This window comes from Frankia sp. Mgl5, from assembly GCF_023242985.1.
GTDB classification, from domain to species: domain Bacteria; phylum Actinomycetota; class Actinomycetes; order Frankiales; family Frankiaceae; genus Parafrankia; species Parafrankia soli.
On record NZ_JALKFY010000548.1, the window covers coordinates 1 to 343 of the forward strand.

The 343-nt window shown below is 75.2% G+C and carries 1 protein-coding gene; it reads left to right on the top strand.

What is annotated here, in order from left to right:
• The coding region (locus tag MXD62_RS10565; RefSeq protein WP_248829139.1) for an acyl-CoA dehydrogenase family protein at positions 1 to 343 on the top strand (343 nt) is incomplete at both ends.

Below are 343 nucleotides of genomic sequence, written 5' to 3' on the forward strand. Positions count from 1 at the left end.
TCGACGGGCAGGTGGCCCAGCTCGCGCGGGTGCGCCGCGCCCTGTACGACGCGGGCTGGATGCGTCACGGCTGGCCCACCGAGGTCGGCGGCCTCGGTGGCCCGGCGGTGCTGCGCGCCGTACTCGGCGAGGAGGTCGCGTCCCGGGACCTCGCCGAGCCCGGCATCTACTCGATGATCGAGGTGCTGGCGCCGACCATGATCTCGTACGCGTCGCCGGCGCTGGCGGCCGAGATGGTGCCGCTGCTGCTCTCCGGCGCCGAGCAGTGGTGCCAGGGGTTCTCCGAGCCGGGGTCGGGCAGTGACCTGGCGTCGCTGTCCACCCGGGCGGAGCCCCGTGGGGA